This window comes from Vibrio ezurae NBRC 102218 (genome assembly GCF_000467185.1).
GTDB lineage: Bacteria > Pseudomonadota > Gammaproteobacteria > Enterobacterales > Vibrionaceae > Vibrio > Vibrio ezurae.
The window spans coordinates 57,585-74,789 of sequence record NZ_BATM01000007.1 but is presented as its reverse complement, the minus strand read 5'-3'; the positions used below and the strand labels follow the sequence as shown (position 1 = coordinate 74,789).

The 17,205-nt window shown below is 41.3% G+C and carries 21 protein-coding genes and 1 pseudogene; 1 reads left to right on the top strand and 21 read right to left on the bottom strand.

What is annotated here, in order from left to right; all coding sequences use genetic code 11:
- Position 1 precedes the first annotated feature (1 nt).
- The 16 genes from VEZ01S_RS03395 to VEZ01S_RS03325 all read right to left on the bottom strand — a co-directional run bounded on the left by VEZ01S_RS03395 (position 2) and on the right by VEZ01S_RS03325 (position 11,420).
- Positions 2–844, bottom strand: coding sequence for a type II secretion system F family protein (locus VEZ01S_RS03395; protein ID WP_021712601.1), 843 nt, complete (start codon positions 842–844; stop codon positions 2–4).
- Positions 844–1,755, bottom strand: a complete 912-nt coding sequence (locus VEZ01S_RS03390) for a type II secretion system F family protein (protein ID WP_021712600.1) — start codon at positions 1,753–1,755, stop codon at positions 844–846. Before VEZ01S_RS03390 ends, VEZ01S_RS03395 begins: the two co-directional genes overlap by 1 nt.
- Positions 1,752–3,035, bottom strand: coding sequence for a TadA family conjugal transfer-associated ATPase (locus tag VEZ01S_RS03385; protein WP_021712599.1), 1,284 nt, complete (start codon positions 3,033–3,035; stop codon positions 1,752–1,754). The genes VEZ01S_RS03390 and VEZ01S_RS03385 overlap by 4 nt, the downstream gene beginning before the upstream one ends.
- Complete coding sequence (locus VEZ01S_RS03380; RefSeq protein ID WP_021712598.1) at positions 3,032–4,300, bottom strand: CpaE/TadZ family protein; 1,269 nt, start codon at positions 4,298–4,300, stop codon at positions 3,032–3,034. The genes VEZ01S_RS03385 and VEZ01S_RS03380 overlap by 4 nt, the downstream gene beginning before the upstream one ends.
- Complete coding sequence (locus VEZ01S_RS03375; RefSeq protein WP_021712597.1) at positions 4,300–4,758, bottom strand: hypothetical protein; 459 nt, start codon at positions 4,756–4,758, stop codon at positions 4,300–4,302. Before VEZ01S_RS03375 ends, VEZ01S_RS03380 begins: the two co-directional genes overlap by 1 nt.
- Positions 4,755–6,074 carry a type II and III secretion system protein family protein gene (locus VEZ01S_RS03370; protein WP_021712596.1) on the bottom strand — a complete coding sequence of 440 codons (1,320 nt, stop codon included), beginning with the start codon at positions 6,072–6,074 and terminating at the stop codon, positions 4,755–4,757. Before VEZ01S_RS03370 ends, VEZ01S_RS03375 begins: the two co-directional genes overlap by 4 nt.
- Positions 6,074–6,937 carry an RcpC/CpaB family pilus assembly protein gene (locus VEZ01S_RS03365; RefSeq protein WP_021712595.1) on the bottom strand — a complete coding sequence of 288 codons (864 nt, stop codon included), beginning with the start codon at positions 6,935–6,937 and terminating at the stop codon, positions 6,074–6,076. The genes VEZ01S_RS03370 and VEZ01S_RS03365 overlap by 1 nt, the downstream gene beginning before the upstream one ends.
- Complete coding sequence (locus tag VEZ01S_RS17035; protein WP_052032190.1) at positions 6,934–7,344, bottom strand: prepilin peptidase; 411 nt, start codon at positions 7,342–7,344, stop codon at positions 6,934–6,936. Before VEZ01S_RS17035 ends, VEZ01S_RS03365 begins: the two co-directional genes overlap by 4 nt.
- Before the next feature lie 36 nt (positions 7,345–7,380).
- Positions 7,381–7,569 (bottom strand): Flp family type IVb pilin, encoded by a 189-nt coding sequence (locus tag VEZ01S_RS03355; protein WP_021712594.1) that lies wholly within the window; start codon positions 7,567–7,569, stop codon positions 7,381–7,383.
- A gap of 323 nt (positions 7,570–7,892) precedes the next feature.
- Entirely contained in the window at positions 7,893–8,075 is a 183-nt protein-coding gene (locus VEZ01S_RS03350) for a Flp family type IVb pilin (protein ID WP_021712593.1), read from the bottom strand.
- A 188-nt stretch (positions 8,076–8,263) separates the two neighbouring features.
- Positions 8,264–9,013, bottom strand: a complete 750-nt coding sequence (locus VEZ01S_RS03345; RefSeq protein ID WP_021712592.1) for a DUF4344 domain-containing metallopeptidase — start codon at positions 9,011–9,013, stop codon at positions 8,264–8,266.
- Positions 9,014–9,149: 136 nt separating this feature from the next.
- Positions 9,150–9,434, bottom strand: a complete 285-nt coding sequence (locus VEZ01S_RS03340) for a ParE family toxin-like protein (protein ID WP_040890022.1) — start codon at positions 9,432–9,434, stop codon at positions 9,150–9,152.
- Positions 9,431–10,063, bottom strand: a complete 633-nt coding sequence (locus tag VEZ01S_RS03335; RefSeq protein WP_235868492.1) for a viperin family antiviral radical SAM protein — start codon at positions 10,061–10,063, stop codon at positions 9,431–9,433. Before VEZ01S_RS03335 ends, VEZ01S_RS03340 begins: the two co-directional genes overlap by 4 nt.
- An 11-nt stretch (positions 10,064–10,074) precedes the next feature.
- Positions 10,075–10,311, bottom strand: a complete 237-nt coding sequence (locus tag VEZ01S_RS16940) for a hypothetical protein (RefSeq protein WP_021712590.1) — start codon at positions 10,309–10,311, stop codon at positions 10,075–10,077.
- Positions 10,312–10,374: 63 nt separating this feature from the next.
- Entirely contained in the window at positions 10,375–11,076 is a 702-nt protein-coding gene (locus VEZ01S_RS03330) for a hypothetical protein (RefSeq protein WP_021712589.1), read from the bottom strand.
- Positions 11,067–11,420 carry a hypothetical protein gene (locus VEZ01S_RS03325; protein WP_021712588.1) on the bottom strand — a complete coding sequence of 118 codons (354 nt, stop codon included), beginning with the start codon at positions 11,418–11,420 and terminating at the stop codon, positions 11,067–11,069. Before VEZ01S_RS03325 ends, VEZ01S_RS03330 begins: the two co-directional genes overlap by 10 nt.
- Before the next feature lie 911 nt (positions 11,421–12,331).
- Here VEZ01S_RS03325 and VEZ01S_RS03315 point away from each other — a divergent pair.
- Positions 12,332–13,324 carry a polysaccharide lyase family 7 protein gene (locus VEZ01S_RS03315; protein ID WP_021712586.1) on the top strand — a complete coding sequence of 331 codons (993 nt, stop codon included), beginning with the start codon at positions 12,332–12,334 and terminating at the stop codon, positions 13,322–13,324.
- 291 nt (positions 13,325–13,615) lie between these two features.
- Here VEZ01S_RS03315 and VEZ01S_RS16800 read toward each other — a convergent pair whose 3' ends face one another.
- The 5 genes and pseudogenes from VEZ01S_RS16800 to VEZ01S_RS03305 form a co-directional block, all read right to left on the bottom strand.
- Positions 13,616–13,765 carry a hypothetical protein gene (locus VEZ01S_RS16800; RefSeq protein WP_169721102.1) on the bottom strand — a complete coding sequence of 50 codons (150 nt, stop codon included), beginning with the start codon at positions 13,763–13,765 and terminating at the stop codon, positions 13,616–13,618.
- 454 nt (positions 13,766–14,219) lie between these two features.
- Complete coding sequence (locus tag VEZ01S_RS16935; protein WP_255209326.1) at positions 14,220–14,342, bottom strand: hypothetical protein; 123 nt, start codon at positions 14,340–14,342, stop codon at positions 14,220–14,222.
- Positions 14,342–15,451, bottom strand: coding sequence for a hypothetical protein (locus VEZ01S_RS03310; RefSeq protein WP_021712585.1), 1,110 nt, complete (start codon positions 15,449–15,451; stop codon positions 14,342–14,344). The genes VEZ01S_RS16935 and VEZ01S_RS03310 overlap by 1 nt, the downstream gene beginning before the upstream one ends.
- Before the next feature lie 412 nt (positions 15,452–15,863).
- A complete protein-coding gene (locus tag VEZ01S_RS16720; RefSeq protein ID WP_021712584.1) occupies positions 15,864–16,133 on the bottom strand; it encodes a hypothetical protein in 270 nt (89 codons plus the stop codon).
- A 209-nt stretch (positions 16,134–16,342) separates the two neighbouring features.
- A pseudogene (locus VEZ01S_RS03305) lies at positions 16,343–16,812 on the bottom strand (transposase); the annotation flags it as partial.
- Between the last annotated feature and the right edge of the window lie 393 nt (positions 16,813–17,205).

Here is a 17,205-nt window from a genome sequence, read left to right as displayed (position 1 = left end):
GCTAATTACCTGTCATCATGCGAGTAATACCTGGAGCCAAAATCAAAATAACAATCGGGAACATAATAAATAAAATTAATGGCGCACTCATTTTCGCCGCTAACTTGCCTATTTTTTCTTCCATCACCAATATTTGTTCATTACGAAAATCTTCCGCTAAATCAGACAATACGGGAGCTACCGATGTACCGTATTGAATATTCTGGGTGAGAGTTAACGCAAAACTACGAACTTGTGGAGTAGGGACTCGCTTAGTGAGGTCAACGAGCGCTGCCTCCATACCCTTAACTTCTGCGGCATCCGAGGTTTTTCGGATTTGATAACACAAATCTTTATCAAAGCTTTTTAGCTCATCTCCTAAATATCTGAATGCAGCTTCTAATGTCATGCCTGTTTGTACGCATACCGCCATCATGTCAATCATATAAGGCAGTTGGCGGGAGTTCTTTTCGATTAGCTTTTTCTTACGCCATGCTAAGTACATATCAGGTATAACAATTACCGTGATAATCGCCGCCATAAAGCTCAGCATCATCTCTTTTGTCTCATGAACGAACAACAATATCCCAATAACCGATAATGCCAATAAGCCTAATTTTATTGGTGTGTAATAACGTAAAAGTTCGCGATTATAAATACCCGCATCTTCGAATTTATCTCGAATCTCACGTTGTTGTCCTTTACCAAACGCGCCGAGTATTTCATGAAAAAAACTAAAGTTAATTTGCATCTTCCCTTCGAGAAAACTTTTGATTTTGTATTGCTTCGCTTTTTGCTCAAGATAATAGGTAATACCATAAGCAATCATTGCAGAAGCTATCAAAAAAAATACTGCTATTATCATTAGCGAACACTCCTAACCAACCACCAAACAATGAACATTCCAGTACCTTCACTAATCAGCAGGTAGTACAAAATCCATCGTCCATCAGGGTGAAACAACACAAATTCTAAATCTTTTGGATTAATCCAATTGAGAAGTAAAAGAAAGCAAAAAGGGATGGCACCGACAATTTTTGCTGATATACGAGCTTCTGAGGTCATTGCCATCTTTTTCTTTTCTAGATTGCGAGCCTCCACTAGAACTCGAATCAACTTCCCTAAAACGTTTTTTAACTGCCCCCCACGCTCCATGTTGGCGCGAATGGTAATCACAAAAAACAAAAAGGCAGGATAAGGGAAGCGCTTACAGGAGCGCTCAAAAATAGTCGCGATCTCCTCCCCTAAACGCATGCGATCAGAAATGTCTTTAAACTCTCGGCCAACATCGTTATCAGACACTTGAGAAACATAAGCAAAAGCGGCGTTAATACTCTCTCCTGCAGTAACAGCGCTCATTAAAATGTTCAATGCATCGGGAAAATCGGTATCAAACGCTTTACGTCTTTTATCAACCAACGAGCGAATGCCAAAGAACAACCCCAGCACGGTGACGGCAACACAAATTTCAGTTTGTGGAAAGCTCAGCCACTTCTGGTTGATAAAGACTGCCACACCGTTGATCACTACAATAAAAGCGATAATTTTAGGGATCGGGAACTTACCCAGTGCCGCTGAGATAACATTCCATAAGTTGGTTAAGCTTTGTAAAAACTGAGATTTAGTGAGTCCTTTAATATCAACCGCTAATAACTCTTTACTTTTTTTCTGCGTGGCGTGCTCTAAAAATACATAGCGGGGATCAGGCTTACGCTTAAGATAGAGTGCAAGCCCTAACCCCAACACTACGATAGTCACCAACGCCCAACTCATCATGCTGGCTCCGCTTCCATCTCAAAGGCCGCTTCTAGTTCACGAGATAATCCATATTCAGACGCGCTGATATGAATCTGAGAGCGGCTTGGCAAGCCAGAGGTGACAAATTGACCACTCACTTTGTCTTTACCTTGTTGATCGTCAGGCGCAAAACGGAAAATCTCTTCCATGACTGGCGCATCCCCTTCTAGCCCGTAGATTTCAGAAATACTGGTGACTTTACGACTGCCATCACGCAGGCGGTTCACCTGAATCACTAAGTGCACCGCAGAGACAATAGTTCGGCGAATCGCCGCCAGTGGCAGTGCTAGGTTGGCCATCATCACCATAGACTCTATACGTGAGAGCGCATCACGAGGGGTATTGGCGTGCAAGGTGGACATAGAACCATCGTGGCCTGTGTTCATAGCTTGGAGCATTTCAAATGCTTCCGCACCACGGCACTCACCAAGGATGATACGCTCGGGGCGCATACGCAGGGCATTTATCACTAAATCACGCTGTGTGATCGCACCAGAGCCTTCAGTGCTCGCAGGGCGCGTTTCAAGACGCACAACGTGCGGTTGCTGAATACGAAGTTCGGCGGCATCTTCAATGGTTAAAATACGCTCATCATTCCCAATGTATTGAGAAAGCGCGTTTAACATGGTGGTTTTACCTGAGCCCGTACCGCCAGAAATAATAATATTTAAACGACACCTTGCCGCAATCATCAATACGCGCGCCATAGCAGGAGACATGGCGCCAAAGCCCACTAACTCACGCAAACCTAATTTCTGCTCTTTAAACTTACGAATCGAGATGGCAACTCCATCTAATGCAATAGGCGGAATCACCACGTTTACACGACTGCCATCGGCAAGGCGCGCATCACATAAAGGGCTAGATTCATCCACACGGCGACCGACATTGTTGGCAATTCGCTTAGCAATTTCTAACAGCTGTTTATGGTTGATAAACGATATATCGGCTTTTTGTGTCTTACCATTACGCTCAATGAATACCTCATCCACGCCATTGACCATGATGTCGGAAATGGATTCATCTTCCATTAACTGCTGCAGTGGCCCTAGACCAATCAACTCATCAACTAAGTTTTTTGTCAGCTCAGCACGGGTGACCGCTGGCACAGGCACAGGATAGTTTTCGCACAATTTTCCAATGGCGCGTTCTATCTGTACCGTCAACTCTTGGCGGGTCATATCATTGAGTATGCCCGCATCAATCACTTCAAATATTTTAGCTCTAAATTGTTCGTACAATTCACGGGTTAGGCTCATTTCTTACCTCGCTTTAAAGAAAACTTGGCAAATAAGCCCGATTTTTTATTAGGGTTTTGTCCGTTGATCGCCATTGATAATTGAGTAAATGGTGTCTGCTTACCTTTCTCCAATTGATGCAGTTTCTTGCCGTCTATAAGCTGTTTCGAGGCGGTTTTGTAAAATGGAATCACAACATCGGCTTTCACCTTCAAAAAACGTTCAACCTCTTCAAGATTAAGGTTAAACGAGCCTTCTGGACGATGATGATTCACCACCACCATAACTCGCGGACGAACCAGTTGTGGAATGGCAATGTCTTTAATGTTATCTAACAGTCGTTGAGTAGCTCGTACACCAGAAACAGAAGGCTCTGTCACCAACACAACCACATCATTATCAGACATTAGCTTTTGTGAATTTAGCGGGAAATCTAATGAGCCTGAAAAATCGCCGATCATAAAGTTGGCTTGGCGAGCCAATTTATCACTGATGGTATTGGTGTATTTTTCTAGCTCGTCAATTTTATCTTTGCCCGTAAAGCCAAGATAAAAGAAATTGTGTTCTACTTCATTGAGGTAACTGGTGGCCGATTCTTCATCAAGTTTGCTCGGTTCAACAGTAATACTGCTGACATCGACTTGCTCAAGATCTTTTTGGCTAAGAATGATATCAATATTACTCAATGTATAATGGTGATCCACTAAGATCGTACGACTGCCTTTTTTAGCCAGTAGCGCACCCAGTTCGGTTGCAATCACCGAAGTGCCAATACCGCCTTTGGTGCCAACGACCGCAACGCGCTTTGCTTTTCGAAAATAGCCACTTTCATAACGCTTTCTTTCATCAAGGCTGGCTTGCTTTAAACATTCAATTAGCTCTGCTCTATCTACCGGCCAAGGCAGATAATAAAAACCGAGTTTTTCAAGGCGGCGTAAGACATGAATTGAGTCTGTTTGCCCCAGTAAAATCACAGTTTTGTTATTAGGCAGTGTGGCATTGATCTCTTGCGCATCCGCTTCAATATCCACGGACGAGGTTAGTTGCACTAGTACTACATCGCCCAATGCTTGATCTTTTTCAGGTTGAGGAGTGCCTTTAAAACATTTTGGTTCTTCTAGGCCTTCGAAAACATACGCTTCGATGACCGCTTCTTTACATTCGTTATCGGAGAAAAACAGCGTTGCCCCGCCACTTTGTTTTGGCGCAACACTTTTTGGTGTGACGGCTTTTTTCTTATCTATATCAAGAGAGAGCTCTTCGGAGAGATCGAACATATTGGCCATTAATTTACTCTCGTACCGGGATTAACAAGTTGAATCGTTCTATTGGTTTCTACCGCGCAACCCGCTTGAGGGTGAGGCTTTACGATCGTCAGAGGACGGCAATCATCCAGCACAGACTGCCATTGCGAAACCATTAAGGTAAGGGATTGCCCTTGGGGTTGTGAGTGGCTTTCTATCCAATCAGGGCGAACATGAATTGACTTTAAAAACTGCACAATTTGCTCACCTTGCTTTTGAAATTGGGCGGGCACATAAAGATCGTAACGAGCCTGTTTTTCATCAAATTGACTGACAATGGCTTGAATACGTTCAACTTCAATTTTCTGCGCCGAAGATTCAAAGCTCAGCTCAAACTTATGTTGCTCTTGATAAGCAATGGTTTCTGTACCTCGGTGTTGCAGGGCGTGATCTGCACATCCTGCGATAGCCAGTACCAGTAGCATTAATAAGGGTTTCATTGTGCAAAACCTCCACTATTAAGAAGCTCGATCAAATTAGAGTTTTGTTGATCTTGCTCTGCAAATTCATGACTCATACCCATCCAACGGCTTAAGGTGTTGGTTTTATGGATTCTAGGAATAACCAATTCATTCGCTTTGGTTGGCTTAACCAAATTCACTGTGGCGATAATGACCACTTCGGTGGTTTTTCTATTGGTGGTCGCTTTACTAAATAAAGCGCCAAACAGCGGGATATCGCCCAATAAAGGGATTTTCTGTAGCGATTCAATGTCTTCGGTATTCATCAAACCGCCAATCATAAAGGTTTGACCATCGGCGATTTGAATCGTGGTATTAGCTTTACGCGTTGCTAATTGAGGCACTTCCGCTGTGGTCGTTTTATAGATTTGCTCTACCACGCTGACACTAGGCTGTACGCGCAAACGTATTTCCTGCTCGTTATGCACTTTTGCCGCAATATCTAAGCCAATACCAAACTCTTTAAAGCTAATAGTTGTGCCATTGGTGTCAGAGGTGATCATAGGAATTTCACCACCCACTAAAAAAGAGGCTTCTTGACCAGAGAGGACTGTTAAGTTTGGCTCCGCCAATACTTCACCTAAATTGTCATTGGCTAACGCCGTGATAGTGGCGGAAATATCTGAAGCAGTCAGATCGGGGAAAGTAAATACGCCGGGAGATCCCCCCGAAGTCCAATCAATGCCCACCGTTTCACGAAACTCACTGCCTACCGCGGCAATAGTAGTACGTACATTGACCTGAAACGGAGAGCTCATTTCTAGGCCTTCAATCAAACCATCATAGGTATTATTTCGATAAAACTCGGTTTGAGGATCGGCCATTGTCAAAGGCGCATCAGTAGTGGGAAAACGTGCCACTGGCTGTTTGTCGAGCATGCTAGCGACTAACGCATAAATGCCGTCACGTTGTTTTTCGGTGAATACGACTCCGTTCACCGCAACTTTAGAGCCCATAGAAACGACTTCGATATCCAGTTCTGGATAGCGCTTTTTAATTTCATCACGAACTTTATTAAGGGGCTGAGTAACCTCAACCACTCTTGAGACGACAAGGCGTCCATCAATATCGTAAATCATCAAGCGGGTCTGACCAATTGAACTGCCAAACACGACAATTTGACGCTCATTGATCACTTTATAATCCGCAATCGTCGGCTGGCTCATAAAAACCGTGCCAATTTGCTGCTTAGTGCGTACTGAGCGAGCATCATTTAGCGGAATCAAATAGGCAAACGCTTGTGTTGAAATAAAACAAAACACCAATATCAGTTTGCTACACCATTTATTAAGCATTAGTAAACCTCTACATTGGTGGTCTGGGTTTCTGCGCCGCGCAACTCTCGAATACCTTGATAATTTTCAATCACATCACTCATATTTGCAGGAGGGATTTCACCCTTTGATTGCGAGCGGTAAATTTCCAAGTGCATAGTGCGCTGCGCTAACGAAAGACGAGAAACAAAGTCAGGCTCTATTTCAATGACGACTGTTGTTTTTGAATTTCCAGACGCTGATACTCTAGGGCTTAGCGAATTACCACTTTGCGTACCTTGCTCTTTAGGATCAACTGGTTTTTGTTCAAAAGCGAGTACTCGCACGCCGCGTTTAATAGTGCGAGCTTTTACCCCTTGAAATTGAGTAATACGTGCACCGGTATCGGCTAAATTAGTCAGTGGTGAGCTCACAGAAACAATATCAATCATATCCCCAGGACGAATATAATTATTGATTAGGTTGATGGTGGATATAGGGAGTGGATATAAGATCATTCCTTCAGATGCTAAAAGATCTAGATAGCCTGGTTGATCTGGTACAGTGAACATCTCAGGGAATACATACTCACCTTTAGCTATAAGATGATTAGCTCTGCTATCGTTAACCAAGTCCAGCTCAACATCATTATTTACCCCTAAAGTATTCGCTTCTGCTTCTGGTAATATCACACGTTCTAAACCATTTATAGGTATAATTTCACCTCGAGTAAACTCTCGTTTGCTACGCCAAAGCACATATTTTATTTCTTTTTTTTCTTTAGCTTGTATTTGCATTTCTTTTTTTGCTTTTATCTCTGCACGAGTATTGACATTTTTAACTACGGCAAATAATGCACAAAAAATTAAGACAAAAGAAAAAATAAAAATAAACTTTGAGTTCATAAATATACCGCTAATCCCTGAAAGAAATATAGAGAAAGATTAGTTCCTCCAATGATTGCTACACCATAAGGCAAGTTAGTAACGTTGCTACTATAAATAAATCTATTTTTTACCATATAAAAAACTGACAACACACCTCCACATAGAAGTATCGATACTATTACATCCATACATTGCTCAGGAGAAAATAAAGGGGAGAGAGATATAAGAAGCTTACTATCCCCTCCCGCCCATAAATTTAATTTATATACAGTCAAAGAAATAACAGTCAATATTAGAAAGCTTTTAATAATTATGTTAACCTCATGCAAAGAGACTATACATGATATAATAAAAACAAAGAATACACTCTTATTTGTTATAGTTCTTTTTACTATATCTTCTATACAAATAACTAAGAGTGTCAATATTAATATGCATTCCAAATTAATGACCGAGTATCCTTAACTCATTGCATCCACCATATCTTGAAATGCGCCTTTTATCGCATTCACTAATCCACCATCAGCACTGGCCCCGGTATTCATAACAATGACAAGTACACCAGCCAAAGCCACACCAATAATGCCATACTCAATCGCAGTAACACCGCGTTCATCTTTAATAAAACGAGTCAGAAAAGTTTTAAACATGTTCATGTTCCTTATTAAATCATCATGTTAGGGAAACCCCAGAAGTCTTATTCAGAATAAATCGAGCAAGAACAACCCCCAAGAGAGACTAAATCAGCACAATAAGAGGCGGAAACAATCCATTAACATTTAAGCAAACATCACGTCATAACAGGTGTTTAATCTACACCGATATATTGATAGGCATCACAATCTATCCCCTTATCAACAAACCTTAACCGAGCGCTGATAATTGAATTTTTGGGACATTAATCTTGATGTCATATTGTGTAATCAATATGTAAATTTTAATGTTGAAATAATAGACAGTTTCAGATGGTTTATTATGCAGATTGAATAGCGATGAGAATGTTATCGTAAAGCGTAAAAAGAGTAGCAATAAATCCGCTATCCTGATTACCCATGATCAGAACAAGTACACTGGCTAGGACACCCCCCATTACACCATATTCGATGGCGGTGACGCCTTGTTGGTCAGCTAAGAATCGCTTTAATATTGTGAGCATTGCTTTTAAAAAATAGAGATGAAGGTTGCTTTATTTTAAGAAGTTAAAACAGTAATAACAAAATCCTTAAGATAAGCAGTACTTCTTTATAAGAGATAAAATTATAAATACGATTGGGTTTCATTTAATAGTGATAAGAATTCTCTATGACAACCAGATCCCTCTTGCTAATAAATACGCATAAAATACTAATTTTTATCTGCATTTAAATAACGGTGCCAATTAATACTCAACTGCCCATAAGTCTCTTCACAGGTCTGTTTTTGTTCAGGGAGATAATCGTCTTCGACTTCATTTAATAAATCAGCATAAGCCTTAGGATCACTGCCATAGACTAAACACAATGTAGAGAAATAACGTTGCAGATCAAAGCTATGCTCTCCTGAATATTCACCAAAGTCATAATATTCGCCACCCGCTTCAGACTCATAACGAAACATATCCGCAGCATTAATCGTCGCTTGGGCGCCGTCCTCTAAATACTCAAGCATAATAATCGTTGCGAGGTTATCTACCGCATCTTCTTCACGTCCAAGAATGGGCACCTCAGCATCGGCAACAAATGCATGCCCTGCTTCATGGAACAACGTATGCATCAAAGTATCTAATACGCCCTGCTTAACCTCTTGTTGCGGTCTGTGCTGAGAAAAATAATGCTGCGCTTCAACCACAAAAGTATAAGGGATGAATACAGTATGCAGATTAGGATCATAATGCGCCTCTTCATCACCGCCATAAATCAGTGTCATAGACTGCTGAAAAGGAAGCACCTCTTCTAGCAACTCAATGAACTGCTGATTAACGCCGCTCTGCACAATGAATGTGTAAGCCGCTTTTTCATCCTTCCCTTTTGGCAACTGATACCTAAGCTCAACAGACTCACTGGCAAATACAGAAGCACTCACAATCAGCCCCCCAAGCAACGCCATCCTTAGCATATTAATCTCTCGTTGAAGTAAATAGAGTAAGTGTAGCTAAACTCAGTGGACTAAAACTAAAAAATTGTACGCTGACGAGCCAGCGAAAATGCTGGCTCGACCTAAACCTAAACACGCTTTTCGTACATCATGTCACTCACAAAGAACTGATCCAATAATCAAATTCAGTGCGGCTTATGCAGTAATAAGGGCCGGTGTTCCTGCGCGTTCGCTCCACCAATAAACGGTACTTTCGATTAATACGGTAGCTCAACCAATTTTTATTTTTCTTCAGTACCTTTGGTCTCATACCCCGCTGAATATCATTCGATCTTATTTTCGAAATCATCCTCTTAGTCATAGCAACGACTCTAGGCTGTCCTTTAGGCGCAATGACTGGAATCTTCACGCCATCGACCGCAATTATTTTTTGACGATTCATACCGCCACCAATTCATAACGCTGGGCAAATTTCGCCGCACTAAACCCTGTCTCTGCCAATGCCACCTCAACTTTGCTACTGAGCAAGGGCCGGCTTTTAAAATAACCTTGTGCATCATTTCCATTTTGGAAAAACGCGCCGTCAGGGCTTAGCATCAGATACGAATTGATCATTGAATCATTATTTTCGACCGACATGACATCCGCCACCAACTGATGACGCGCAACAAAAGCATCAAAATCTTGATTACTAATGGTTTGGATAGAATCGAATACAGGCAGAACGCGCAACACCTTCCACTTGTCGGGTTGAAGATGCCCAATTAAGCTCGTGAAATCTTCTTGGTGATTAAATTGATTCACTACCGTATTGATTTTTAGTTCAGTAGTGGGCGAGTAATGCCTCACATTTTGAAAGATGGACTGTAAACGCTCTGAAGATAAGTTTTGACTCTTAGAGGTAACTCGACCAATTTGCTGCTGCGTCTCAAAATGAGACGAATCATAGCTAATACCTAATAATTGGAGTTTTTGGCTGTGTTCGGCAATAAATTGATCGTCAATTAAATGACCATTGGTGATGATGGATGTCTTGAAACCAAGTTCAACAGCGTAATCAAGTGCATCAATAAAGCGTTGTTTTAAAAGTAAAGGTCTCCACCAGCAAAATTCAGCCTGACACTGTCATAGCGCAGTTCTTGCCAGATAGGGTTCGATGAGAAGAAGTATTGCGCTAACTTTCTCAGTACCGCCTTCATGTCATCTAAGTTGCGATGCAGTTCGTTGGGTTTAGCCCATTTTGCGTAACAATAATGGCAATCGTAATTGCATTTTTCGGTGATGTGATAATTGATAACTAACTGATTTGCTTGGTTCATAACACTACTCCTTTAGGTCTGTAGAAGTAGTGTTAATCTGTGCAGTGCACAAAAAAGCGTTTTTTAGTCCGGCAATGAATTTAGTAGCGTATTAAAACTTTCTCCCTCTTTATACTCTTGGCGAACTTGCTGTGCCAAGTTGGCTAACAATATGTCACTTTGCAACAATGCCGAATCTATCTGCTCTACCAGTTCAAAAGCCGTCGATAAATCTTGCTCCAACCAACAAAGTAACACCTTGTCTTTGTATGAGAGTGATAAGCGTTGTGCTCGGAGTAATTGATACAGCACCCCTATATTTTGCAAAGCCATATCCATTTGTGGCAATCGCTGTGCGGAAAACGGGCACGTTAAACGGATGTCTCGTAAATTAAACGACGTATCTTTCAGCTGAGTAATAAATTCTCGCGCTACCTGCGATAGCAATGCGGGCGCTTCTACGGCTTGCGCTTTGAGTAAGATCTCCTCACACAAAACAACGCTCTCGGCTCTAACGGCTGCTTGTTCAAAAATGGCTTTAACAAACTTTGTATCGTTAAAAAATCCATCCAACACTAGCGCGTTAAACAAGCAATCTACCGCTTTAGATTTTAATAGCTTCTTACCCCACTTTCCCATGCTATCGTCGCTAAACCCATCACTGACTATCAATGAGGATGGGATAACTTGGTTGCGTAAAAAACTATTGGCTTTGGAGCGCAGTGACTCACTCCCTTCTATACCAAATAGATCTTTCACAGCTTGATTGGTTGTGACTAACGGCATACGGCGTGCTCTATCACCCTAGCTTCGGAAAACGCACGTTCGACGCTGACCGAGGCAATGATTTCTGCCGAACGATAAACCGAAGGTGAACGAGGGTAAGCACATTGACTATTGGCATGCATTATCGCACCAAGGCAGTAACCAGCGCGAAAGCTCTCTTCTTTTGAAGTAGTCAGAAAAGCGCCAAATCGTGAGTTATCTCTTTTGTTATAGAGTTCTGTGTACTCCTGACAAGCAGAAATAAGAAACTTTACGCTGCCCGGTTTGGCATCCGAATGCACAAGTGCATAGCTAGGACGAGCAAAAATGAAAAGAAACGCCGTCAGATAATGTATTGGCTTCATTCTACTGCTCCCTTCGCATGCACTGTTGCTGTGTGGTCATCGTTTTGCGAGTCAATTCGGTGATAGCTATAGGTAAATGTCGCCGCTATCAAGATATATGAGATCAAATCCAAAAGTGGCACCCTAGCTAAATCATCCCAATACAATTGAGGATCTATTTTTATACAAAACAGAAATAAAGCGGATAACAGCAACATTAGGTGAGCTTGGTGAACAAATGGAGTAATGACTTTTCTTACCACTGATGTATTAACCCGTGAACAGAGCCTTATATATTTATAACTAATCACAACCAAAAATACGATGTATGCTGTCTCGATTAAATCAAGCTCACCCAGTGAATACGAATATTCGAACATTTCGAGTGGAACGAGTAAATAGATGTAAATGCCTATCAGAAACATGGTCATTAGCCACAACCATTTAAAAAAGACTTTGATTCCATGCCACACCCTTAGGGCTGTGCTTTTTTCTGTGTTCATCGTTTCAGCCAATATCCTTGTCTTCAATAGCATTAATTATTCAGAGATCTTCGGCAGCGATTCGCCATTCTGGTTGCTCGCAACATTACGATGATGCCTTATAGGTGAATTTATCATCATGATAGGTAACCCAAACAGATCCTAAGACTAAAGGTGAAATTTGCGCAGTTAGGCACAAATGAAGCAGAAACCTCAATAAAACTTACATTTCAATTAGTTATAGATCTGCTTTATCAAGATATAAAGCGCGTTACCCATCCTACTTATTACTCACCTTATAACTTCACTCAATAAGAAATTGTACACATAGAATCTTGTCAAAAGTATATCCACTACCACCACTGAACATCTCGAAGTGTGAACTCGGGCACACTTCTTTGTTTTGTATTATTTTATTGTAATAAAATAATACAAAACAAAGGGGTGACCATGTCCAACTGTAAATTAAAAGCACTTACTCTCATTCTTGGCTTATCTTGCTCTGCATTAGCATCAGCAGCATTAAATCCACAAAAGCCGCCATCTGAAAATTTTGATTTATCTAAATGGATGTTGAACGTTCCTATGGAAGATACTAAGCCTGAACGTAAAGGTCAGGTGATGGAAGTCTCTGTACAGCAGCTAAATAAAGGCTATACACATTCAGATTGGTTTTATACTGACAAGAAAACCGGCGCGATGGTTTTTGTTGCTCCAAACAAAGCAATGACCACGCCAAATTCAAAAAATGCACGCTCTGAGTTGCATGCAATGCTAGACCCAACAGAGGGCATCAACGAGTTTAAACCTAGTGCCAACTTTGTTCTTTCTAGTCATGACAATCCACAAAACTATGGTGCAGTGGGCGGTAAACTAAGTGCTGTCGTGTCTGTTGACCATGTAAGTACCAGTGGCGACCACCGTCACAATGATTCATTTAGTGTTGTAATTGGTCAGATTCATTCAAAAGATAACGAACCACTAAAAATCTTCTATCGTAAATTACCCGATCAAGAGTACGGTTCTGTTTATTGGAATTACGAGAATAATGCGACGGGTGTGAATAAATCAAAACGTCTTGATATATCACATGATGTCTTCGGCAAATCAAAAATCCGCTACGGTCAACCAGCACCGATTGATGGTATTAAACTAGGCGAAAAATTTGCTTATAGCATTGATGTAAAGGGTGAAGAAATGCACCTAGTATTTACTAAAAATCTAGATTCAGCGAAACCAGTCAAGAAAACATTTGTCATGAATATTGCGAAAGGTCACTACCTTGGCAACACTTATGACGAAGGTTACGCTCAATCGGTATTGCATTTCAAAGCAGGTGTATATAACCAATGTAACGTAGGCCCTGTAGGTTGTAAAAATAACGGCCTAGCGGCTGGCGATTACGCCAAAGTGAGTTTTTATAAACTTGACTTAGAACAGTAATCTATTCTTATTAGATATATGGCCTGCCCTGTTGTTACTCAATAATAGGGCAGGCCATTTTTTATGTATCACGTATAAGTTATACCATATATGGACCCTCTCTTATTGCAAAAGACCATTATGATAATTTTTAATATTCAATTGCTCTCATATACTCAGCTTTGGGTATCTGATTAAATTGGTCATTTTATTAGATATTCGAGCGTCCTGACTCGCGGATATAAACAGCACAGCCTTTAGCAGAACCATGATATACACGCTGCTCAACGTTGGTTTCACCTTCTGGCGTTGTTAGCTAAATTGTGCTGACACTTGAATGGTAGTAGTACGTGGTGACAAGTTACCGAACGCATCAAAACCCATTTCCATCTTTCCGGCGTTATGATGCAATTCCCAAACGTAAACATCTTTGTGAAACATGGTGCATTTGTCAGTTGGCATACGTAGAGCGTCTACAAGTTCTTCAGCATCCCGAACGATTGTTAGATTGCTCTGAAGGCTTTGTTGAGCAATAACGCTTTATTTAGCACAGCTAGTTAAAGTAGAAGCTACCAACACTAGAAAAAGGATTAATTTTCTCATGGTCGTTTACCTTGTCGTTAGGTGGCCCAGTGACTAGCCGGCCGTTCACTATCTGATGAGCTAAGTGAATTGCTTCTATCTGCTAGAAACTACAAACGGTGCGCTTTTACGGCGTTCATACCGCTTGGCGTTAGATGGTTGTACAAGCCTTCTGTGTACTCAGCAATCTTAACTAGGTTCATACCATTTTCGTGCTGTTCATCATGGAAGTCTGCGAGTTGATGTACTGCTCCTGTGCTTGCTCGATGTGCTTATCCAGTAAATTATTGGTGACACTTAGCGAATAGACTACGCGCCCAATCAACTGTATTTGCTAGCGTGATTGCTTAGCCAATTCAATGAGGACGAATGACACACGAATCATCACACCTAGTGCTATTAGGCCAAGCAAGCCGAATACAATCAGGTAAGCCATTCGGATAGTGTGGTCAGTCATTAGTTAACTTCCGAACTTAGGAAATCATAAGCGATCTCAATTGAGCTATAGGTAACTTGGTTGGTATGGTACATAGTATCGATTGTTTCATACATGGTCTTACCCGGTACGCCAGTGTAGGGCATATAAAATTCCCAATAAGCAAGGTAGCACCAGCTACTATCGGCTTTGGCATCATTCCTACCCGAAGTAGTGTTACCGTGGTGGATGAAGTTTAGATTCCTTTCGCCATTGTAATCTTCGTAAGCAACATGCCATTGCCTAACACGCTTCTTAACTGGACTCATAGGCATTCCATTGGCATCAGTCACATTAACTGAATTAACTTCACCGCTAGCCGTGGCGCCTCCATCTTGATAGCCCACAACGTTCAAGGTCGTTTCATAAGTCGTGTGGTCGTTATTGTTGTAGAAGCTCTGGACAATATCCATATCATAGGTATCACCACTAGCGAAGTGGAATTGCAGTGGATTGAACCCGGTTTCGTTCTTCGGATAATCTACAGTTTTCACGCCATAAGACTGACAAAAATCTAGTGCGTTGCCGTAACTGTCACGGCGGTATTCAATACCAGTGATATCCGCATAACCTTTATCGTTAACTAGCTCATTAATCTGGAATGCATTCGCATTGTAGGAATGAACTTGGAAGTATTCGCCGTCTTTAACAGCCACACAGTAAGTATCTATTTGTTCTGGTACAACCTTAGATGGCTGAATAGCAGTAGCCGAGATTGATTCAGTAGATGGACTAATAAGCGATGCTTGCATTGTTTCAGTAGAAAGGCCGATAGTTGAAGCTGGGATGCTTTCAGTAGATGGAGCAATTAAAGATGCTGGCATTGATTCGGTAGAAGGCCCGATAAGCGTTGCCTGAACTACTTCGGTAGAAGGCCTAATCTTTGTAGCTGTGAAACTTTCACTGGATACATCAATAGTAGTAGCCTTATCTTGCTCAGTGGTTTTCTTCACTTGCTGTACTAGCGTTTTTACGGCTTGCTGACCAGTTGGATTAGTTAGTTCTACCTTCTTAGGTGTTGGCGTGCTCTCACTACCACAACCAGCTAGCGAAGATGCGACAAGAGTTAGGGTTAATGCTTGCTTAATCATAATGCTTCTCCAAAATCTTTAAGTGCTTCATTGAAGCCGTTGGCACTAATCTCATATCTATTCCACTTGACGGTAGGTTTAGTACTGAACTGGTCAATAAGAAACAGAATTCCAGCTCCAGTTTTTGGGCTAAATTCAACCTACGATATGTCTGAGTAATCAGTACATGTGGCATTGAATCGAACTTTTTTATCATTCACTTTAATTATTCATTCATAATTCACATTGGCCTTAACGTGCATATACGCGCAACTGGTCTTTCTTTCGGTATCGAAGAAAAAACGAAAATCGCAGTTCAATCGTGAACTTCTCGAATGGCGCGGTGATGTACGCGCCTTCCATTACTTCTAAGTCGGCGATAGGTTCGTCATTGCGCAGAAATACAAATGGCCGGTACTCGCCCAACTTAGCCTTAAGGTCTACCAGTAAATTTCATGCGTTTACACACTGTTAGAACTTTACCTAGTGCCTTCGAAGAACCCTTAAGGCTGAATATGTAAGTTTTAGAAACGTCACTGTAGTTAATTGAGCGCCACACAAACTTATCCGCCTTCTGCAACTTTTCCATCACCGATCGTAGGCTACCGAAGAAGCTAGCCGTGCTATCAGTACAACGAGAGAAGATCCACGCACCTCTATCCGAACTATTAACACCAGCCGTAACAAATGAACTACCAGTCATAGGATCGATATCTGAACTTACCGTTCAGTCACCGATTTGGATATCAGCGTGAGCTAATGATGAAGCGTTCAGCAGTGCTAGTAGTTTTTTCATTTTCTTACCTGTTCACAAACAGGTAGCTTAACAGACTCAAACGGGATAAAAGATGAGCTATTCAGAGAGTTTGTTCATCTTTTATGGCTACATAAAAGAATAGGCAGCTCTCGAGTTTATATGATGATAGGGAGTGTTGATCTTTGCTGTACATTTCGCGTTGAACAATGCATAGGTAGCCACATTGACATGAATGCCAGTGATAACATGCTGGCATCATTCCTTTCTAGCTTGTCATATCTACTTGAAATAGTTCGATAATGCTTAATTCTCCCAAAGGTATTTCCGACCAAGTGACGATACTTGTATAGATACCAATCCATACTGCCTTTGTCTATATCTTGTCCGTAATTGCGTTTAGCAATTACTGTTTTTCCGCCACGTTCCTTAACAAAAAGCGGAAAGGTTCACTGTTATATCCTTTATCACAAACGATGGTATAAACTTCATCGAGTTGCTCAACTAAACTTTTGGCATGCACTATATCGTGGCGTTGTCCTTCAGATAAATCAAAGTAAATCGGCAGGCCACCACTATCCATGACTAAGTGAATTTTAGTTGAGTTGCCCCCGCGATCTCTCGCTACAAAATGTCGATACTATGGCTAACACTTACTGAATGAAAAATATAATAGATGAAAATCAATCACTTATCGCCACTATATTGTAGTGACTATCATATAGTGGAAGCTCATTTCACAATATGCGTAATACAGTACGCGCAGTGAATATGAGGTTGAGCTGATAGCTAAAAAAGGAGGGGCTAACACAGCTATGACATATTGTGGGGGCCTTAATCAAAGACTTCGCAACACGGAATGAGGTGAAACTAAGCTAACTTGAAGGTGGACGTGCGACGTGAAGTCGTATGAAGTGCAGTTCACCGTTCAATGAGTGAACCATCTGTATCACCAGATGAACCTAAGGCTCAGAATAAAGTAGGTCTAACTTTGAATGGGTATTATAAAGAGTCATCCCTT

Bases quoted from the DNA above. Each gene is read 5' to 3' on its own strand.
- VEZ01S_RS03395 (WP_021712601.1), bottom strand. From the start codon at position 844: ATGATAATAGCAGTATTTTTTTTGATAGCTTCTGCAATGATTGCTTAT.
- VEZ01S_RS03390 (WP_021712600.1), bottom strand. From the start codon at position 1,755: ATGATGAGTTGGGCGTTGGTGACTATCGTAGTGTTGGGGTTAGGGCTT.
- VEZ01S_RS03385 (WP_021712599.1), bottom strand. From the start codon at position 3,035: ATGAGCCTAACCCGTGAATTGTACGAACAATTTAGAGCTAAAATATTT.
- VEZ01S_RS03380 (WP_021712598.1), bottom strand. From the start codon at position 4,300: ATGGCCAATATGTTCGATCTCTCCGAAGAGCTCTCTCTTGATATAGAT.
- VEZ01S_RS03375 (WP_021712597.1), bottom strand. From the start codon at position 4,758: ATGAAACCCTTATTAATGCTACTGGTACTGGCTATCGCAGGATGTGCA.
- VEZ01S_RS03370 (WP_021712596.1), bottom strand. From the start codon at position 6,074: ATGCTTAATAAATGGTGTAGCAAACTGATATTGGTGTTTTGTTTTATT.
- VEZ01S_RS03365 (WP_021712595.1), bottom strand. From the start codon at position 6,937: ATGAACTCAAAGTTTATTTTTATTTTTTCTTTTGTCTTAATTTTTTGT.
- VEZ01S_RS03355 (WP_021712594.1), bottom strand. From the start codon at position 7,569: ATGTTTAAAACTTTTCTGACTCGTTTTATTAAAGATGAACGCGGTGTT.
- VEZ01S_RS03350 (WP_021712593.1), bottom strand. From the start codon at position 8,075: ATGCTCACAATATTAAAGCGATTCTTAGCTGACCAACAAGGCGTCACC.
- VEZ01S_RS03345 (WP_021712592.1), bottom strand. From the start codon at position 9,013: ATGCTAAGGATGGCGTTGCTTGGGGGGCTGATTGTGAGTGCTTCTGTA.
- VEZ01S_RS03340 (WP_040890022.1), bottom strand. From the start codon at position 9,434: ATGAATCGTCAAAAAATAATTGCGGTCGATGGCGTGAAGATTCCAGTC.
- VEZ01S_RS16940 (WP_021712590.1), bottom strand. From the start codon at position 10,311: ATGAACCAAGCAAATCAGTTAGTTATCAATTATCACATCACCGAAAAA.
- VEZ01S_RS03330 (WP_021712589.1), bottom strand. From the start codon at position 11,076: ATGCCGTTAGTCACAACCAATCAAGCTGTGAAAGATCTATTTGGTATA.
- VEZ01S_RS03325 (WP_021712588.1), bottom strand. From the start codon at position 11,420: ATGAAGCCAATACATTATCTGACGGCGTTTCTTTTCATTTTTGCTCGT.
- VEZ01S_RS03315 (WP_021712586.1), top strand. From the start codon at position 12,332: ATGTCCAACTGTAAATTAAAAGCACTTACTCTCATTCTTGGCTTATCT.
- VEZ01S_RS16800 (WP_169721102.1), bottom strand. From the start codon at position 13,765: ATGCCAACTGACAAATGCACCATGTTTCACAAAGATGTTTACGTTTGG.
- VEZ01S_RS16935 (WP_255209326.1), bottom strand. From the start codon at position 14,342: ATGACTGACCACACTATCCGAATGGCTTACCTGATTGTATTCGGCTTG.
- VEZ01S_RS03310 (WP_021712585.1), bottom strand. From the start codon at position 15,451: ATGATTAAGCAAGCATTAACCCTAACTCTTGTCGCATCTTCGCTAGCT.
- VEZ01S_RS16720 (WP_021712584.1), bottom strand. From the start codon at position 16,133: ATGACTGGTAGTTCATTTGTTACGGCTGGTGTTAATAGTTCGGATAGA.